The following is a 2,422-nucleotide window of genomic DNA, read 5'->3' as shown; positions in this document are numbered from 1 at the left end:
TTCCCCCCCCCCCCCCCCCCCCCGCATACAGCCTAGGGTTCTGTGCTTCGGCTTAATTCACTGTAAATCCGCACTTTTTCTTTTAGGTGACGATGTTGCAGCGTTTAGGCAATTAATCCTTAAACATCTGTTTTTTAAAACCGTTCATTCGGCGTGTATGCGTTTTGCAACTTCAAACGGGTGTACGTCATGATGTCTCAATCACAAATAATGCTAAAAAATATCGTATCTCTTAGGCTGTCGGATGCTCGGATGCGTTTGGTTTTCGGGGCTATTTTTGTTAATTTTCTATGTTCTACGGCTGTTTTTGCGCAAAATTCGGGTGTTCCAACGGATGCGAATGGAAATCCGGTTGCTGTGAATGCCGTTACATCACGGGATCAAGTTGCCGGCAATTATAATGGTACGTTTCCCCAAGATGGAATTACTTTTTCTTCAGATCAGTCGAATATACAGGTGAAAAGATATACCGGTTCCTATACATATATAGACAATGGTGTGGAAAAGACTTTCGAAGGCGATTTGATCTCATTCGTTAATCCGGTCACAGGGGTTTCGAAGTTAGCTCCAGGTACTCTTTCTGCAACGACCGCATTAGATGGCGGTGATAGCTATGCCTTTGAAATTGATAACACTGTGTCCGGTCAATATCCATGGAACCCGATAAATGTTGCATATTTTGAAGGAAATGTTGCAAATTCTGCTGAATTTACTTCGAAAGGAAATGGCGCAGAATTCATACTCTACAAGAATTATGTTGGCGGCGCGACGCTGATAAACGATGCCGGATCAACTTTTACCGCTGTTTCAAATTTTGCTACAAATGCAAATATAAGCAATATAAATTCAACAATGTATGTTGTCGGTAATATTGCTTCCGAAGCAAGTATTACAAATTCTGGAAAAGGATATGTGCTTGTAAATGACAATAAAGCAGATGGTGCAGTAATATATAATAAGAACGAATCCAGTATGGATATTTTGAATAACTTTGCACAAGGCGCGACGATAATAAATTCCCAAAAAGCCCTACTCGTGATCAAGGGAAATAATGTTGATAATGCGGAAATTATCAACGACGATGAAGGGCGTATGACGATCGACGGCAATGTCGCATCCGGAGCCAAAATTACCAACCGTGGCACAGGTGCGCTAACGATTCAAAACAACAATGCTACTGGCGCAAACCTTACCAATGATGGTTCGGGTGTGATGTATATTTCGAATAATAACGTACAAGAAGCTGTCCTTGACAATAAAGGCGGCGGGGCGGTTTTTGCTGATAATAATACAATGGTTGGAACTAAAGTTTATGTAGACGGTAACAGTATGTCACGTTTTAGTGGAAATACAGGAGAAAATGTCGAATTACAAGTATACAGCCAAGACTCCAGACTTTATATATACGGTAATTCTTTCGAAGGTGGGTTGGTCAATAATAATGGTACTTTGATCGTTGGTGATTGCAATGACGATGCAATATGTGGAACAAATAAGACATCAAGCTACACCAATCTAACGGTTAATAATAACTTGAATATGTATCTCTCCGGGACGATCAATTTCGAAAAGTCCGCAATTAATAATTCAGCCTCAGGAAATATTACACTTGATAAATTAGAGGCAACCGGTGGAACCGTCAATAATTCGGGTAATATCTATCTTGTATCAGATTCGAGTTTCGGCAACTTGTATAATGCGGGTTTGGTCAGTCTTGTAAATAACGAGAACACACCTACAACCTTGACAGTGAATGGTGATTATCAAGGAGCAGATGGTTTAATTATGCTGAGCTCCGTATTAGGTGCCGACAACTCGCCGACCGATTTCTTGCATGTCACCGGCAATGCTACGGGCACGACCGCTGTGCAGGTTGTCAATCGGGGTGGCCTTGGTGCTTTGACCACTGGCGATGGTATTCAGCTGATCAAGGTGGATGGCACATCATCTGCCGATAATTTCTCCTTGAAGAGTGATTATAGCTTTGAAGGGCAGGCCGCTGTCGTCGGTGGAGCCTATGCCTATTCCCTCTATGCCGGCAATAAGGCTGGCGACTTTGCCGGTGATTGGTATCTGCGTTCGTTACTGATAGATTCGGCTGCAATAAATCCTGTTTATCAACCATCTGTGCCGATGTATGAGGTCTATCCGCAAATCTTGCAGCAGTTGAACAAGCTTGGCACATTGGAACAGCGAATTGGCAACCGCACATGGATTGGTACAGGCTCTGATCGCCAGACAGCCACCATCAATGAGATGGAAGGCCGCGGTTTCTGGATGAAGGTGGAAGGCTCTACCGGCCATATCAATTCCAATGTCAGCAAGACCCGCAGCAACTATGACCTTGATATGATCAAGACACAGATCGGCCTCGACTTCGAGGTGACAGAAAGCGATGCCGGCAAGCTGATCGGCGGCGCCT

At 43.6% G+C, this 2,422-nt stretch carries 1 protein-coding gene; it reads left to right on the top strand.

Annotated elements, in window-relative coordinates; genetic code table 11:
* Positions 1 to 252: 252 nt before the first annotated feature.
* Positions 253 to 2,422, top strand: a 2,170-nt coding sequence (locus tag ACYSNS_RS14500; RefSeq protein WP_461723890.1) for an autotransporter outer membrane beta-barrel domain-containing protein, incomplete at its 3' end; no start/stop codon positions are given.

The sequence above is a fragment of the Bartonella sp. LJL80 genome (assembly GCF_054871565.1).
Note: the sequence above shows the minus strand (reverse complement) of the source record. Positions and strands in the feature narration are given on the sequence as shown.